General features: G+C 61.7%; 13 protein-coding genes and 1 other RNA gene. 4 read left to right on the top strand and 10 right to left on the bottom strand.

Going from position 1 to position 15,225, the window contains the following annotated elements:
• Window positions 1–16 precede the first annotated feature (16 nt).
• The 10 genes from lapB to gyrA form a co-directional block, all read right to left on the bottom strand.
• Window positions 17–1,162, bottom strand: coding sequence for a lipopolysaccharide assembly protein LapB (gene lapB, locus ACLV8F_RS11085; RefSeq protein WP_411884277.1), 1,146 nt, complete (start codon window positions 1,160–1,162; stop codon window positions 17–19).
• On the bottom strand, window positions 1,152–1,433 hold the full coding sequence (locus ACLV8F_RS11080; RefSeq protein ID WP_411884276.1) for a lipopolysaccharide assembly LapA domain-containing protein: 282 nt from the start codon (window positions 1,431–1,433) through the stop codon (window positions 1,152–1,154). The genes lapB and ACLV8F_RS11080 overlap by 11 nt, the downstream gene beginning before the upstream one ends.
• A gap of 63 nt (window positions 1,434–1,496) precedes the next feature.
• Complete coding sequence (locus tag ACLV8F_RS11075; protein ID WP_007869491.1) at window positions 1,497–1,811, bottom strand: integration host factor subunit beta; 315 nt, start codon at window positions 1,809–1,811, stop codon at window positions 1,497–1,499.
• A 63-nt stretch (window positions 1,812–1,874) separates the two neighbouring features.
• A complete protein-coding gene (gene rpsA, locus ACLV8F_RS11070; protein WP_411884275.1) occupies window positions 1,875–3,560 on the bottom strand; it encodes a 30S ribosomal protein S1 in 1,686 nt (561 codons plus the stop codon).
• Window positions 3,561–3,711: 151 nt separating this feature from the next.
• The gene (locus tag ACLV8F_RS11065) at window positions 3,712–5,694 is read right to left on the bottom strand and encodes a bifunctional 3-phosphoshikimate 1-carboxyvinyltransferase/cytidylate kinase (protein ID WP_411884274.1); all 1,983 of its coding nucleotides are present in this window, start codon (window positions 5,692–5,694) and stop codon (window positions 3,712–3,714) included.
• Window positions 5,695–5,704: 10 nt separating this feature from the next.
• Entirely contained in the window at window positions 5,705–6,583 is an 879-nt protein-coding gene (locus ACLV8F_RS11060; RefSeq protein ID WP_411884273.1) for a prephenate dehydrogenase, read from the bottom strand.
• A gap of 33 nt (window positions 6,584–6,616) precedes the next feature.
• Entirely contained in the window at window positions 6,617–7,699 is a 1,083-nt protein-coding gene (gene pheA, locus ACLV8F_RS11055; RefSeq protein WP_411884272.1) for a prephenate dehydratase, read from the bottom strand.
• 82 nt (window positions 7,700–7,781) lie between these two features.
• Window positions 7,782–8,888, bottom strand: a complete 1,107-nt coding sequence (serC, locus tag ACLV8F_RS11050; protein ID WP_411884271.1) for a 3-phosphoserine/phosphohydroxythreonine transaminase — start codon at window positions 8,886–8,888, stop codon at window positions 7,782–7,784.
• Window positions 8,885–9,454 carry a DUF2059 domain-containing protein gene (locus ACLV8F_RS11045; protein ID WP_411884270.1) on the bottom strand — a complete coding sequence of 190 codons (570 nt, stop codon included), beginning with the start codon at window positions 9,452–9,454 and terminating at the stop codon, window positions 8,885–8,887. Before ACLV8F_RS11045 ends, serC begins: the two co-directional genes overlap by 4 nt.
• Window positions 9,454–12,102 (bottom strand): DNA gyrase subunit A, encoded by a 2,649-nt coding sequence (gene gyrA, locus ACLV8F_RS11040; protein WP_411884269.1) that lies wholly within the window; start codon window positions 12,100–12,102, stop codon window positions 9,454–9,456. The genes ACLV8F_RS11045 and gyrA overlap by 1 nt, the downstream gene beginning before the upstream one ends.
• Window positions 12,103–12,356: 254 nt before the next feature.
• Here gyrA and ompA point away from each other — a divergent pair, with 254 nt between their 5' ends.
• The 4 genes from ompA to ssrA all read left to right on the top strand — a co-directional run bounded on the left by ompA (window position 12,357) and on the right by ssrA (window position 14,866).
• Window positions 12,357–12,992, top strand: coding sequence for an outer membrane protein OmpA (gene ompA / locus ACLV8F_RS11035; RefSeq protein WP_411878855.1), 636 nt, complete (start codon window positions 12,357–12,359; stop codon window positions 12,990–12,992).
• A gap of 65 nt (window positions 12,993–13,057) precedes the next feature.
• Window positions 13,058–13,765, top strand: a complete 708-nt coding sequence (ubiG, locus tag ACLV8F_RS11030; RefSeq protein ID WP_411884268.1) for a bifunctional 2-polyprenyl-6-hydroxyphenol methylase/3-demethylubiquinol 3-O-methyltransferase UbiG — start codon at window positions 13,058–13,060, stop codon at window positions 13,763–13,765.
• 36 nt (window positions 13,766–13,801) lie between these two features.
• Entirely contained in the window at window positions 13,802–14,467 is a 666-nt protein-coding gene (gph, locus tag ACLV8F_RS11025; RefSeq protein WP_411884267.1) for a phosphoglycolate phosphatase, read from the top strand.
• Between the two features lie 12 nt (window positions 14,468–14,479).
• Window positions 14,480–14,866, top strand: a transfer-messenger RNA (tmRNA) gene (gene ssrA, locus ACLV8F_RS11020).
• Window positions 14,867–15,225 lie beyond the last annotated feature (359 nt).

Raw genomic sequence — 15,225 nt, 5'->3', positions numbered from 1 at the left:
TCTATCTTGTCTTTTTCTACAGCTCTTCTATTCGACGCGTTGGGTAGCTGTCCCAGGCCTGGCAGCCGGGGCAGTGCCAGAAGTGTTGGGTGGCCTCGAAACCGCAGGCGGCGCAGCGGTAGCGCATCAGGGGTTTGGTGGCCTGGTCGAGCGCGCGCTGAACCAGCGCGTGGTGCTGCTCGTCCTGCAGCTTTTCGCCGGCGATCCATTTGCCCGCCGCGACCAGCGAGGCCTGGCGCTCCAGGTGCTTTACATACCATTGCCGCGCCGAGGCCGGGTCTTTCTCGAGCTTGACGATGGCCTCGATCACGTCGATGGACGGTATGTCGGCGTAGCTGGCCTTGAGCAAATCCAATGCAGTGGCTTCCTGGCCGCTGGCTTGCGCGACATTGGCCAGCAGGCCGGCGGCCAATGGCAGGCCTTGCGGCGCGGTTTTCTCGAGTTTGAGCAGGGTTTGCAGGGCGTCCTGGTGTCGGCCGAGCTGGTTCTGCAGCTTGGCGAGGTCAATCAGCGGGCGTGCCAGCGCCGGTGCCATGGCAATGGCTTCCTGCAATGCGCCCAGCGCCTGTGCGGTGTCGCCGGCGGCCGCGGATGCGCCGGCCTGCTCGCACAGGTAGTGCGCCTGCCGGGCGCTGAAGCTGCCGTGGCTGGAGCTGCCCAGGCGGGCCGCGATTTCGGTGGCATTGGCCCAGTCGCGCGAGCGTTCGTAAATCGACAGCAAGGCCAGCCGCGCCTCTTCTTCAAAGGGCGTGCCTTCAAGCTTGCGCAGGGCGGCTTCGGCGCGGTCCAGCAGGCCGGCCTTCAGGAAGTCGAGCGCCAGCGCATGCTGGGCGCGGTCGCGCTCGGGCTGCGTCAGGTCGCCGCGCGACATCAAGTGTTCGTGCACGCGCACGGCGCGCTCGTACTCGCCGCGGCGGCGAAACAGGTTGCCCAGGGCGAAATGCAGCTCGGAGGTGTCGGGGTCGTTCTGCACCGCCTCGATGAAGGCGTCGATGGCCTGGTCCTGCTGCTCGTTGAGCAGGAAGTTCAGGCCCTTGAAATAGGCCTTGGGCGCCTGTCGGTTTTCGATGCGAAGTTGCCGCAAGTCCAGCCGGGAGGCCAGCCAGCCGAGGGTGAAGGCGATCGGGAACCCGAGCAAAACCCAGGTGAAGTCAAATTCCATGGTGGAGCGTGGAGGGGTCGTCTGTCACGGTATGTGGGGCGCCCGAGGCGTGCCTGGCGGATCTGCGTTTCTTCTTCCACCAGCGCGGCATCATGACAAAAATGCCGAGCGCCAGCCCGCAGGCGAAGGCCGCCAGGACGACCAGCACCAGGGGCGCTTGCCACATGGTGCCAAAAAAGAAAAACACCGAAACCGTTTGCTGGTTATTCAGTGCAAAAGCGAAGAGCGTAAAAAAAATGGCTGCTTTAAGCAGCCACATGAGGTATTTCACTTGGTAATCCCCCGGGTGGTCTGGCGATTGTAGCCAGCCCACCGAGGGATCAACAGGAAGTCCTTACTTGGGTTCCGTGACCGCCAGCAATTCCTGGGTGCGGGCATCGACGGCTTCGCGCAATGCCTTCCCGGGTTTGAAGTGCGGCACCCGCTTTTCCGGGATCGCCACGCTTTCGCCGGAACGCGGGTTGCGCCCCATGCGAGGCGGGCGCCGGTTGATGGAAAAACTGCCGAAACCACGGATTTCAATGCGATGGCCGCGCACCAGCGCGTCGCTCATGGCGTCAAGAATCGTCTTGACGGCATATTCGGCGTCGCGGTGCGTCAGCTGGCTGAATCGGGCCGCCAGTTCTTCGACGAGGTCGCTTCGGGTCATGGATAAAGTAGCTGCACAGCGATGCGACCCGCCCGGGGCGCGTCACACCGCTGCACGGTTGCCTTACTTTTCGTTGTTGTCCAGCTTGGCGCGCAGCAGTGCGCCCAAGCTGGTCGTGCCGGCGTTTTCGCGCGAGGACTGCTGGCTCAGGTTGGCCATGGCTTCCTGCTGGTCGGCGTTGTCCTTGGCTTTGACTGACAGCTGGATGTTGCGGGTCTTGCGATCCACGTTCACCACGACTGCGGAAACTTCGTCGCCTTCTTTCAGCACGTTGCGCGCGTCTTCGACGCGGTCACGGCTGATTTCGCTGGCGCGCAGGTAACCGATGATGTCTTCGCCCAGGTCGATCTCGGCGCCCTTGGCGTCAACGGTCTTGACCTTGCCGGTCACGATCGCGCCCTTGTCGTTGATCGACACGAACGTGGTGAACGGATCGGAATCCAGCTGCTTGATGCCCAGGGAGATGCGCTCGCGGTCGACGTCGACTGCCAGCACGATGGCTTCCACTTCCTGGCCCTTTTTGTAGTTGCGAACGGCGGCTTCGCCGGGTTCGTTCCACGAGAGGTCGGACAGGTGCACCAGGCCGTCGATGCCGGCAGCCAGGCCCACGAAGACGCCGAAGTCGGTGATCGACTTGATCGGGCCCTTGACGCGGTCGCCGCGCTTGGTTTCCTGCGCGAACTCTTGCCATGGATTGGCCTTGCACTGCTTCATGCCCAGGCTGATGCGGCGCTTGTCTTCGTCGATCTCGAGGACCATGACTTCGACTTCGTCGCCCAGGGCCACGAGCTTGCTCGGGGCCACGTTCTTGTTGGTCCAGTCCATTTCGGACACGTGGACCAGGCCTTCGATGCCGGGTTCGAGTTCCACAAACGCGCCGTAGTCGGCGATGTTGGTGATCTTGCCGAACAGGCGCGTGCCTTGCGGGTAGCGGCGGTTCACGCCCATCCAAGGGTCGTCGCCCATCTGCTTGAGGCCCAGCGAGACACGGTTCTTTTCGGTGTCGAACTTCAGGATCTTGGCAACAATTTCCTGGCCAGCCGTCACCACTTCGCTTGGGTGACGCACGCGGCGCCATGCCATGTCGGTGATGTGCAGCAGGCCGTCGATGCCGCCCAGGTCAACGAACGCACCGTATTCGGTGATGTTCTTGACGATGCCCTTGACGGCAGTGCCTTCCTTGAGGGTTTCCATCAGCTTGGCGCGTTCTTCGCCCATGCTGGCTTCGACCACGGCGCGGCGGCTCAGCACCACGTTGTTGCGCTTGCGATCGAGCTTGATGACCTTGAATTCCATGGTCTTGTTCTCGTACGGAGACAAGTCCTTGATGGGGCGGGTGTCGATGAGCGAGCCGGGCAGGAAGGCGCGGATGCCGTTGACGAGGACGGTGAGGCCGCCCTTGACTTTGCCGCTGGTCTGGCCGGTAACGAACTCGCCGGATTCCAGGGCTTTTTCCAGGCTCATCCACGAAGCCAGGCGCTTGGCTTTGTCGCGGGAAAGCAGGGTGTCGCCATAGCCGTTTTCGACGGAGTCGATGGCCACGGAAACAAAATCGCCGACCTGGACTTCGAGTTCGCCCTGGTCGTTCTTGAATTCTTCGAGGGGGACATAAGCCTCGGATTTGAGTCCGGCGTTCACAACGACGTGGTTGTGATCGATACGCACTACTTCAGCGGTGATGACTTCACCGGTACGCATTTCAGAGCGTTGCAGCGATTCGTTAAATAGGTCGGCAAAAGATTCAGACATGATTTTCCTAGTCCACACAACAGGATTCCAATAGCGGGATTGCTATTGTTTTTATAGCTGCTTGCGGCGGTTTTGTGCGGCCGGACGTCTAGCGTGGCCGCGGGTTACGTTAGTGAACCTGCTGACCCAAGCGCAGTTTGCGCGTCGGGGGTCAGAAGGGCCGGGTGCCTTGCCACCAGTCAATCACCTGGCTCACCGATTTTTCAATCGAGAGGTAGGAGTTGTCCAGGAGGCGGGCGTCATCAGCAGGTTTCAAAGGTGCGGCTTTTCGCGACGAATCGCGCGCATCACGTGCCTCTAAATCTTGCTGAATCCCGGCGATTGTAGCCGAATTTCCCTTTGAAATCAACTGCTTATACCGGCGTTCCGCCCTGTGCAAGGCGCTCGCCGTGAGGAAGATCTTGAGCGGTGCGTCGGGGAAGATGACGGTTCCCATGTCCCGGCCGTCGGCGACCAGCCCGGGCAGCTTGCGAAAGCTGTGCTGGAGTTCCAGCAGGGCGGCGCGAACCTCGGGATGCGCCGACACCCTGGAGGCGGCCATGCCGGCGGCTTCGGTACGGATAACGTCGGAGACGTCCTCGGGGCCGAGGAAGATTCGGTCATGCCGGAAGCGCACCGGCATGGTGCGTGCCACATGGGCTACGCCCGCGCCGTCGTCCAGCGAGACACCGGCCAGGGCCGCGGCATGGGCGCTCAGGCGGTACAGCGCGCCGGAATCCAGGTAGTGGTAACCCAGCCGGTGGGCCGTCAGGGCCGCCAGCGTGCCCTTGCCGGAGGCGGTCGGGCCATCGATGCAGATGACGGGAATTCCGGCAGTGCCCGCCCGGGCCACCTCGAACAGGGCTTCGAAATAGTCGGGGAAGGTCTTGGCGACGCATTTGGGGTCCAGGATGCGTACCGGCAACTGCGCCGGGTTGAACGCCGCGAGCGAAAAACACATGGCCACGCGATGGTCGTCGTAGGTATGGATCGCGCCGGTCTTCCACTGGACGGGCGGGGTGATCTTGAGGTAATCCGCGCCTTCTTCGACCACGGCGCCGAACTTCTGCAGCTCACAGGCCATGGCGGCGATGCGGTCGGTTTCCTTGACGCGCCAGCTGGCGATGTTGCGCAGGGTGGTCGTGCCGTCGGCATACAGGGCCATCACGGCCAATGTCATGGCGGCGTCAGGGATGTGGTTGCAATCCAGGTCTATGGCCTTGAGCGGCCAGGCGCCTCGCGAGATGCGCAGCGAGTTGGGCGCGCTGTCGATGCGCGCACCCATCATTTGCGCGGCTTCGATGAAGCGGATGTCGCCCTGGATGGAGGCTGCGCCCACACCCAGGATTTCAATGCCGGCATGGCCGGGGGAGGCCGCCGCGATGGCGCCCAGCCCGATGAAATAGCTGGCCGAAGAGGCGTCGCCCTCGACGTGGATTTCACCGGGCGACTGGTAGCGGCTGCCTGCCGGGATGGTGAAGCGTTCCCAGCCGTCGCGCCGAACATCTATGCCGAAGCGCTGGAGCAGCTTGAGCGTGATCTCGATGTAAGGCCGGGATATCAGTTCGCCGACCACGTCGATGTGGATATCCCGCTCGGCGACCAGGGGCAGGGCCATCAGCAGGGCTGTCAGGAACTGGCTGGAAACATCTCCGCGCACCCGTATCGGTTCCTGCAGCTTCAGTTGCCCGGGGCGCAGGCGCAGCGGCGGAAAGCCTTCGTTGCCGAGGTAGTCGATGGCGCAGCCCAGTTGTCGCAGCGCGTCAACCAGGTCGCCTATGGGCCGTTCGTGCATGCGCGGCACGCCGGACAGCTCGAACTCACCGCCCAGCAACGCCAGCGCGGCCGTCAGCGGCCGCATGGCTGTGCCTGCATTGCCCATGAAGAGTTTGGCCGGGGTCTGCACGGGCCGGCCGCCTAGCCCGCTGATGACGGCGGTGTTGCCGTCCTGTCTGACGCTACAGCCCAGTTGCCTGAGCGCGGCCAGCATCACGGCGGTGTCGTCGGAGGCGAGGAGGTCGTGGACCGTGGTGTCGCCGTGGCTCAGGGCGGCCAGCAGCAGCACGCGGTTGGAAATGCTTTTGGAGCCGGGCAGGCGGACTGTGCCCCCCGCGCTGCTCAAGGGCGGAATGTCCAGGAACTCGGTATCGAACATGGAACGCGGTTTATTTGTGCGATTTTGGCGAGGAGATGCGCCAGTTGGCGCGGGTCTCGCTGGCTTGCTCGATCAGCACTTCCAGCACGTCGCCGCTGCCGGTGGAAATCAGCTGCTCGAGCGACTGCAGGGTTTCCTGGAAAATTCTGGACTGGGCCAGCAGTTCCTCGCGGTTGGCGATCAGTATGTCGCGCCACATTTTCGGGTCGCTGGCGGCGATACGCGTGAAGTCGCGAAAGCCCGGGCCGGCCAGCGACATGTAGTCCTTGCCGTGGTCCTGCCCGGTGATGCCGTTGATCAGGGCAAAGGCGATCAGGTGGGGCAGGTGGCTGACGGCGGCATAGGCGGCGTCATGGGCCTGGGGCGACATCTTGATGACGTTGCAGCCCAGGGCCGTCCAGACGTCGACGGCCTTCTGGAGCTGGACCGTGAAGGTGCGCTCAATGGGCGTCAGGATGACCTGCTTGCCGGCGTAAAGGTCCACGTCGGCATGCTCGACACCCGAGACTTCCTTGCCCGTGATCGGGTGACAGGGCACGAAGGAGCCGACGTTGTCGCGCAGCACGCGCCGGGCTGCATCCACCACGTCGCGCTTGGTCGAGCCGACGTCCATGATCAGCGTGTTCGGTCCTACCAGATGGCGGATGGCTTTGAAGGTGGCTTCCGTGGCGGACACCGGCACGGCCAGCAGCACGATGTCGGCGCCGGAAACCGCCAGCAGCGCCGACGGCGCTTCCACGTCGATCACGCCCATCTGGCGCGCCCGTTCCGTGGTGGAGGGAGATTTGCTGTAACCGACGACACGCTTGACCAGGCCGGCGCGTTTGAGCGCCAGCGCGAAAGAGCCACCCATCAGGCCGCATCCAATGAGACCCAATTGTTCAAACATGTCGTGGCACCAGGAAGGTTGTAAGTCGTTGCATTAATCGCCAATGGGATAGGTTCCCAGGACCTTGTAAAAGGCGCATAGCCGCTGAAGGTCGGCCAGCGCGGCTTTGACGTGATCCTGGGACGGGTGACCTTGCAGGTCAATGTAAAAGTAGTATTCCCACTGGCCGGAGCGCGCCGGGCGCGATTCAAAGCGGGTCATGGAGACGCCGTGGGCTTTCAGCGGCATCAGGATGTCGTGGACCGCGCCGGGACGGTTCGGCACGGACACCACCAGGCTGATGCAATCCTTGCCGGAAGCCGGCGGGGAGGGAAGCGTCTGCGGCAGGCACACCACGGCAAAACGCGTGCGGTTGAAGGCGTCGTCCTGGATGGCATGGGCCGCCGTGTAGAGGCCGAATTGGGTCGCGGCACGCTCGCCGGCAATGCCGGCCCACGCCGGGTTGGTGGTGGCCAGGCGCGCGCCTTCGGCATTGCTGGATGCCGTGCGGCGTTCAGCATTGGGCAGGTGCGTGGTCAGCCAGCCCTGGCACTGGGCGAGTGCCTGCGGGTGCGCGTAGACGGCCTCGATGCCTTCCAGGGATTCCGAAAGCCGCAGCAGGTTGTGGCGCACCATCAGGCTGATTTCGCCGACGATGTGCAGGGGAGAGTTCAGGAACAGGTCGAGCGAACGTGAGACCACGCCTTCGGTGGAGTTTTCCACCGGCACGACGCCGTAGCTGGCACTGCCGGCCGCCGTCGCGCGAAAGACCTCGTCAATGCTGACGCAGGGCACATGTTCGATGCTGGCGCCGAAAAACTGCAATGCCGCCTGTTCGCTGAAAGTGCCGGCGGGGCCGAGGTAGGCGACGCGCACCGGGGACTCCAGTGCCAGGCAGGCCGACATGATTTCGCGCCAGACCGCGGCGACATGCTCGTTTTTGAGCGGTCCCTGATTGGCTTTCTGGATCTGCTCGATCACCTGGGCCACCCGGTCCGGGCGGAAAAACGGCGTGCCTTCGCGCTTCTTGACCTCTCCGACCTGCTCTGCGACGTGGGCACGGCGGTTCAAAAGGGCAAGCAACTCCTTGTCCAGGGCATCGATCTGGACGCGTAAATCAGCAAGGTTGGCAGTCATATCAGAGGCCGTTCGGCTGCGCCGGTAGCACTGGGCACCCCTTCAGGGGCAGTGAACGCGGCGGGCATGCAGGCATTTCTTCCTAGGCGTGTTTTTGTTCGAATTCTCGCATGTACGCCACCAGCGCCTGCACGCCGGCCAGCGGCATGGCGTTGTAGATGCTGGCGCGCATGCCACCCACCGACTTGTGTCCCTTGAGCTGCAACAGGCCCTTGGCCTTGGCGCCGGCCAGGAAAGCGTCGTTGCGCGATTCGTCGCGCAGGAAAAAGGGTACGTTCATGCGCGAGCGGCAATCCTTGCCGACCTTGTTCACGTAAAGCTGGGAGCCATCGATGGCGTCATACAGCAGTTGCGCCTTGGCGAGGTTGCGGCTCTCCATCGCGGCTACGCCGGTGGCTGCGCCTTCTTTCTGGCGCTTGAGCCATTGGAAGGTCAGGCCCGCGATGTAGATGGCGTAGGTGGGCGGCGTGTTGTACATCGACTGGTTGTCCGCCACCGTCTTGTAGTCGAAGGCACTGGGGCATACCGGCAGTGCATGGCCCAACAAATCCTCACGGACGACCACCAGCGTCATTCCGGCGGGGCCGAGGTTTTTCTGCGCACCGCCGAACGCCAGGCCCACGCGGGACCAGTCGACCGGCCTGGAGGCCACGTGGGACGAAAAATCGATCACCAAGGGTGCGTCGCTTCCCAGCGCCTTGAGGTCGGGCAGGCTGTGGAATTCCACGCCGTTGATGGTTTCATTGGTGCACAGATGCACATAGGCCGCGTCGGGCCGCAGTTTCCAGCCCGAGGGTGAGGGCAACAGGGTGTGACCGTTGTCCACATTGCTGGCGGCGACCTGCACGTCGCAGTACTTGCGGGCTTCTTTTTGCGACTTGTCGCTCCAGCTCCCGGTCACCACAAAATCGGCGGAACGTCCGCGCGAAAGGTTTAGTGGAACGATGGCGTTTTCAGCCAGCCCACCGCCTTGCATGAACAGGATCTTGAACTGCGGCGGAATGGCCATGAGTTCGCGAAAATCGGCTTCGGCGGCTTCATAGATAGAGATGAATTCCTTGCCGCGATGGCTCATCTCCATCACGCTCATGCCGCTGCCGTGCCAGTCCAGCATTTCACCCGCCGCCTGCTGCAAAACCTCCTCGGGCAGGTTTGCCGGGCCGGCGGAAAAATTGAAGGGACGGGTCATTTCTTCGCAGGTGGCTTGGCTGCTCCCGGGGCGGGGCTGGCGCCGACGATTTTCACTGCGGTGTCGTCGAATTGCTTCATGCGGGCAACCACGTCGGCGCGCGAGGCCTCCACCAGTTTCTGCACGAAAAGATTGCCGAGTTCAGGCGCCGCGGCCTGGTATTTCTTGATGGCGGGAGACTCGAAGAACGCGGCGAGCTGCTGGAGTTCTTCCTGGGTAAAACGCTCCGCGTAGGCGGGCACCAGCGAGTCGGCGCTGACTGTGGCGACCTGCTTGCCGATCAGCTGGCTGGTGTCATCGGCGTACTTCTTGAGTTCGGCGTTGAGGTCTTCGGAAGCCTTTGCCTGTTTGGCTTTGGGCACATTGGCTTGCAGTTGCGGACCCCATTTGTTGATCAGGTCCTGGGCTGTGCTGCCGGCCAGCTGGCTCACCAGCCGGTCGAGCTCGGGACCCTGCTGCAAGGCGACCACTTTTTTGGCCAGTTCTGTCTTCGCGTCCGCCTGGGCGTGGACGGCGGTGGCACAGGCCATGCCGGCGATCGCGAGGGCGGTGATCAGTTTTTTCATCAATTACTTTCCGTGTTGGAGGCGTCTGTGCCGGTGTCGGTTTCGGTGTCGATATCGTCCAGCGTGGCGTCGTTTTCGACGATGCGCTGCAGGCCGCTCAATTGTGAGCCTTCATCCAGGCCGATCAGCGTAACACCCTGTGTAGCCCTTCCCATCTCGCGGATTTCACTGACGCGCGTGCGCACCAGAACGCCCTTGTCGGTGATGAGCATGATCTCATCGTCGACGTGGACCAGCGTCGCCGCCACGACCTTGCCGTTGCGTTCGCTTTGCTGGATGGCGATCATGCCCTTGGTGCCGCGGCCGTGGCGCGTGTATTCGGTGATGGAGGTGCGTTTGCCGAAGCCGTTCTGGGTGGCCGTCAGCACGCTTTGCTGTTCGTCCTCGGCCACCAGCATGGCGATCACGCCCTGGCCGTCCTCAAGCATCATGCCGCGCACGCCGCGTGCAAGGCGGCCCATGGGGCGTACGTCGTTTTCGTCGAATCGCACGGCCTTGCCGCCGTCGCTGAACAGCATCACGTCGTGCTTGCCGTCCGTCAGCGACGCGCCAATCAGGTAGTCGCCCGGATCCAGATCCACGGCGATGATGCCGGCCTTGCGCGGGTTGTTGAAGTCGTCCAGGGCGGTCTTCTTCACGGTACCCATGGAGGTGGCCATGAAGACATACTGGTCGGCCGGGAAGCTGCGCTTTTCGCCGGTCAACGGCAGGACCACGGTGATTTTTTCGCCTTCCTGCAGCGGGAACATGTTCACGATCGGCCGGCCACGGGAGCCACGCGAGCCTGCGGGGACCTCCCAGACCTTGAGCCAGTACAGCCGGCCGCGATTGGAGAAGCACAGGATGTAGTCGTGCGTGTTGGCGATGAAGAGCTGGTCGACCCAGTCGTCTTCCTTGGTGGCGGTGGCCTGCTTGCCGCGGCCGCCGCGTTTTTGCGCCCGGTATTCCGACAGCGGCTGGCTCTTGATGTAGCCGGTGTGCGAGAGCGTCACCACCATGTCGGTGGGGGTGATCAGGTCTTCGGTGCTGAGGTCGAAGGAGCTGTGCTCGATCAGGCTGCGGCGCGCGCCCAGCTTGGTCTGGCCGAACTCGAGCTTGATCGCGGAGAGTTCTTCGCCAATGATGATGGAGACGCGCTCGGGCTTGGCCAGGATGTCGAGCAGGTCGTCGATCTCGGCCATGACTTCCTTGTACTCGGCCACGATCTTGTCCTGCTCCAGGCCGGTCAGGCGTTGCAGGCGCATCTGCAGGATTTCCTGGGCCTGCGTTTCCGACAACCGGTACAGGCCGTCGTTCCCCATGCCGAAATCCTTCTCAAGGCCGTCGGGACGGTAATCGTCGGCGTTGACAATACCGCCGTCGGCGCGCGTGCGGGTGAGCATTTCGCGCACCAGGCTGCTGTCCCAGGGGCGCAGCATCAGTTCTGCCTTGGCTACAGGCGGTGTGGGAGCGTTGCGGATGATGGCGATGAAGTCGTCGATGTTGGCCAGGGCCACTGCCAGGCCTTCAAGCACATGGCCGCGCTCGCGCGCCTTGCGCAGCGTGAACACCGTGCGGCGCGTCACCACTTCGCGGCGGTGCGAGAGGAAGACCTGGACCAGGTCCTTCAGGTTGCACAGCTTGGGCTGGCCGTTGACCAGTGCCACCATGTTTATGCCGAAGGTGTCCTGCAACTGGGTTTGTTTGTACAGGTTGTTGAGCACCACTTCAGGCACTTCGCCGCGCTTGAGCTCGATGACCAGGCGCATGCCGGACTTGTCGCTCTCGTCCTGGATATGGCTGATGCCTTCGATTTTTTTCTCGTGCACCAGTTCGGCCATGCGCTCCTGCAGCGTCTTTTTGTTGACCTGGTAGGGCAGCTCGTCGACGATGATGGACTGGCGCTGGCCCTTGTCGATGTCCTCGAAGTGGCACTTGGCGCGCATCACCACCTTGCCGCGGCCGGTGCGGTATCCATCCTTGACGCCGTTGATGCCGTAAATGATGCCGCCCGTGGGGAAGTCCGGCGCCGGGACGATTTCCATCAGCTCGTCGATGGAAGCCTCCGGGTTCTTTAGCATGTGCAGGCAGGCGTCGACCACTTCATTGAGGTTATGGGGTGGGATGTTGGTCGCCATGCCCACTGCGATGCCGCCCGATCCATTGACCAGCAGGTTGGGCAGCCGGGTCGGCATGACCAGCGGCTCCTGTTCGCTGCCGTCGTAGTTGGGGCCGAAATCGACGGTTTCCTTGTCAAGGTCCGCCAGCAATTCGTGGGCGATTTTCGCCAGCCGGATCTCGGTGTACCGCATGGCCGCGGCGTTGTCGCCGTCGACCGAGCCGAAGTTGCCCTGGCCGTCGACCAGCAGGTGGCGCAGGGAAAAATCCTGCGCCATGCGCACGATGGTGTCGTACACCGACTGGTCGCCGTGCGGGTGGTATTTGCCGATAACGTCACCGACGATACGGGCTGACTTCTTGTAAGGGCGGTTCCAGTCGTTGTTCAGCTCGTGCATCGCGAACAGCACGCGCCGGTGCACCGGTTTCAGGCCGTCCCGCGCATCGGGGAGCGCCCGGCCCACGATCACGCTCATGGCGTAGTCGAGATAGCTGCGCCGCATTTCCTCTTCAAGACTGATGGGCAGGGTTTCTTTAGCGAACTGGGTCATGAGCGGCCTGGTTGGGATTTCGGGATTCTTGAGGGAAAGCCTGCAATTTTAAGGCTTGAGTTTATAGCGGGCACTTGTGGCGGGCCAGCAACAAATGCTCAAGAATCTCATGTCTGTGTCAGACGAAGCCGATAGCGTGCTTGAAGGTTCGAACAGGTGTGGCACAATCGATGTAACGCTTTGAGTGATGGTCACTTACGGCGTGTAATATTACTAATCGCAGCAAGTCTGCGGCTTTTCTCTAGAGGAGAACCATGAAGAAACTCAACAAAGTGGCAATGTTGTTTGCTTCCGCAGCGCTTGTTACCGCCGCTGGTGCACAAACTATCGACAACTGGAAAAACGGCAACAACGAACTGGTCTGGAAAAACGGCACCAACGAACTGTGCTGGCGTGATGCTAACTGGACGCCTGCTACCGCAGCGCCTGGTTGCGATGGCGCAATTGCCCCTGCGATGGCTCCTGCTCCTGCCGCTACTCCTGCTGCACCCGCAGCTGTTGCTCCTGCGGCTCCCCAGCCTCAAGTGACGGCATCGAAAGTCACCTACGCCGCTGACGCGTTCTTTGACTTCGACAAGTCCGTGCTGAAGCCAGAAGGCAAAGCCAAGCTGGATGACCTGGTCGGCAAGATCAAGGACATTAACCTGGAAGTCATTATCGCCGTGGGTCACACCGACTCCGTTGGTAGCGATGCTTACAACCAGAAGCTGTCGGTTCGCCGTTCTGAAGCTGTCAAGGCATATCTCGTGTCCAAGGGCATCGAGAAAAACCGCGTCTACACTGAAGGCAAGGGCGAGAAACAGCCAGTTGCTGACAACAAGACCGCCGAAGGCCGCGCCAAGAACCGTCGCGTGGAAATCGAAGTGGTCGGTACCCGCGCCACCAAGTAATTCTTCGGAATCACTAAAAAACCGCGCTCAGGCGCGGTTTTTTTATGCCTCAACGATAATGCCTCATGTCTACAAGCGATAACTTCGATCCCGCCGAGCTCGCCAAATTCTCCGACCTGGCTCACCGCTGGTGGGACACCGAAAGCGAATTCCGCCCCTTGCACCAGATCAACCCGCTGCGCCTGGGCTGGATTGAAAGCCAGATTCCGCTCAAAGGGCGCCGCGTTCTGGACGTGGGCTGCGGCGGTGGCATCCTGGCGGACTCCATGGCTCGCAAAGGCGCCGATGTTTTGGGTATAGATTTGGCTACCAAAGCCCTGAAAGTTGCCCAGCTCCATGCGCTGGAAGCCCAGACCGAGGGCGTGCAGTACCGTGAAATCAGCGCGGAAGCGCTGGCGGCCGAGCAGCCCGGCAGTTTTGACGTCGTCACTTGCATGGAAATGCTCGAGCACGTACCCGACCCGTCTTCCATCGTCCAGGCCTGTGCCACGCTGGTCAAACCAGGTGGATATGTGTTTTTCTCCACCATCAATCGCAATGCCAAGGCCTTTCTGTTCGCCATCGTGGGTGCGGAATACGTGCTCAACATGCTGCCGCGCGGCACCCATGAATACGCCAAACTGGTCAAACCCAGTGAATTGGCCGCCTATTGCCGCGCTTCCGGCCTGTCGTTGCAACAGACCCGCGGTATGGAATACAACCCGTTGACACGCCATTACTGGCTCAGCGCCGATACCAGCGTCAATTACCTGCTGGCCACCCAAAAAAGCTGAATTCCGGCGGCTTCACCCCCAATTCATATTCCTGACATGTTTAAAGATATAGCCGCCGTGCTGTTCGACCTGGACGGCACCCTGATAGACAGCGCCCCCGACCTGGGCGCCGCAGCCGACAAAATGCGTACCGACCGGGGGCTGGAATCGCTCCCTTTGGCGCTTTACCGCCCCATGGCCGGTGCCGGCGCGCGCGGCATGATCGCCGTGGCCTTCGGCCTGACGCCGGACGACGCCCGTTTTGCCGACCTCAAGGAAGAATTTTTCCGCAATTACGAGTCGCGCATGACCGAAAACACCACCGTGTTCGACGGAGTGACTGAATTGATCGGCCAAATCGGCCGGGCCGGCTTTAAATGGGGCGTGGTGACCAACAAATCCGCTCGTTTCACCTTGCCGTTGACCAAAGCCATGCCGCTGTTCGACACGGCCCAGACCATCATCAGCGGCGACACCACCCCGCATTCCAAGCCTCATCCTGCCCCTTTACTGGAGGCAGCACGCCAGCTCAACGTGGCGCCCGAACGCTGTATCTATGTGGGTGACGATGAACGCGACATCGTCGCGGGCCGCGCCGCCGGCATGCCCACAGTGGCCGCCGCTTACGGTTACCTCGGCAAAACCGCAGATACCGGAGGCTGGAAAGCCGATGCGACCATCGCCGTGCCCGGCGCACTCTTGAATTTGCTGCGAATGGCGTAAACTACTCCTCCTGGGGCTGCATTGGTTTCGACGTGGGTTCGGACGCGGTGTGGTGCATGTCGAGCTGAGTGCGCTCGTAAAACAGATTCAAACAAACTAACTGCAAACGACGAACGTTTCGCACTCGCTGCTTAATTGCCAGTGAGCTTTACAACAGCAGGCCGATGGGCTGGGCAAGGGGTGTTTAGCGCAAGTTAAACGCTCCCGGCTGTAAAGATAATTTCATCGGCTGGCTCCGGGCTGGGTACCTTAACCCGGGGCAAGAAAATAGGGTGCTGGCGTCCTGTGTAGCGTGCGACTGCGCGACACAGGTGGCGAGACTCAAATCAGACCGCTAAACATGTAGATCTGCCCGAACAAGGCTTGCGGACGGGGGTTCAAATCCCCCCAGCTCCACCACCATCACGACCAAGGCCGCTTGCTGAATTCAGCAAGCGGCCTTTTTCATTGGTAAATCGCCATTTTTCTGTCCAATGCGATTCAATGAAATTTAAGGGCAGCCAACATAAGACCGGGGAACAAACCGGGGAACAGAACTGGAAAATGCTGTTGAATTCCGTCGAAATCTAATCCCCTGGGGATGCGGACAAAAACTTGGACTACCAGGAAGTAGTTCATGTATTCGTACGAAGACAGGATTCGAGCGGTCGAGCTCTACATCAAGCTCGGCAAACGCGTCAGGCCAACCCTGCGTCAGCTGGGTTACCCAACGAAGAATGCCTTGAAGGGCTGGTACCGGGAGTATGAGCAACGGCTCG

The organism is Polaromonas sp. YR568 (assembly GCF_943369675.1).
Taxonomy (GTDB): Bacteria; Pseudomonadota; Gammaproteobacteria; order Burkholderiales; family Burkholderiaceae_C; genus Polaromonas.
This window is presented reverse-complemented; position numbering and strand designations above follow the sequence as displayed.

Excerpts from the sequence above, each read along its gene's own strand:
- lapB (WP_411884277.1), bottom strand. The coding sequence starts at position 1,162 with ATGGAATTTGACTTCACCTGGGTTTTGCTCGGGTTCCCGATCGCCTTC.
- ACLV8F_RS11075 (WP_007869491.1), bottom strand. The coding sequence starts at position 1,811 with ATGACCCGAAGCGACCTCGTCGAAGAACTGGCGGCCCGATTCAGCCAG.
- rpsA (WP_411884275.1), bottom strand. The coding sequence starts at position 3,560 with ATGTCTGAATCTTTTGCCGACCTATTTAACGAATCGCTGCAACGCTCT.
- ACLV8F_RS11065 (WP_411884274.1), bottom strand. The coding sequence starts at position 5,694 with ATGTTCGATACCGAGTTCCTGGACATTCCGCCCTTGAGCAGCGCGGGG.
- ACLV8F_RS11060 (WP_411884273.1), bottom strand. The coding sequence starts at position 6,583 with ATGTTTGAACAATTGGGTCTCATTGGATGCGGCCTGATGGGTGGCTCT.
- pheA (WP_411884272.1), bottom strand. The coding sequence starts at position 7,699 with ATGACTGCCAACCTTGCTGATTTACGCGTCCAGATCGATGCCCTGGAC.
- serC (WP_411884271.1), bottom strand. The coding sequence starts at position 8,888 with ATGACCCGTCCCTTCAATTTTTCCGCCGGCCCGGCAAACCTGCCCGAG.
- ACLV8F_RS11045 (WP_411884270.1), bottom strand. The coding sequence starts at position 9,454 with ATGAAAAAACTGATCACCGCCCTCGCGATCGCCGGCATGGCCTGTGCC.
- gyrA (WP_411884269.1), bottom strand. The coding sequence starts at position 12,102 with ATGACCCAGTTCGCTAAAGAAACCCTGCCCATCAGTCTTGAAGAGGAA.
- ompA (WP_411878855.1), top strand. The coding sequence starts at position 12,357 with ATGAAGAAACTCAACAAAGTGGCAATGTTGTTTGCTTCCGCAGCGCTT.
- ubiG (WP_411884268.1), top strand. The coding sequence starts at position 13,058 with ATGTCTACAAGCGATAACTTCGATCCCGCCGAGCTCGCCAAATTCTCC.
- gph (WP_411884267.1), top strand. The coding sequence starts at position 13,802 with ATGTTTAAAGATATAGCCGCCGTGCTGTTCGACCTGGACGGCACCCTG.